Here is a 273-nt window from a genome sequence, read left to right on the forward strand (position 1 = left end):
CCTTAATCCCTTTCGGCCACCAGATGTGATATCGACAGGCAGTATTGCTATACATCCCGCAGACAACATACATATCTACCCTGGTAAAACCACACCTTGTACCGTAAACAGGTCTGCCAGGCACCACTTTGTGCATTGCCGTGGGAAAAAACAAAGAACCCAATTAACACTCACGGGGTCAACAGCTGTACAACATCTGGCAGTTGAAACGGATGCCATAACATGGATCAGAAATTCATCTACCATTTGTCGTATTTCCAGTGACAATGAAAC

The organism is Parendozoicomonas verongulae, from assembly GCF_009711465.1.
GTDB classification, from domain to species: Bacteria; Pseudomonadota; Gammaproteobacteria; order Pseudomonadales; family Endozoicomonadaceae; genus Sansalvadorimonas; species Sansalvadorimonas verongulae.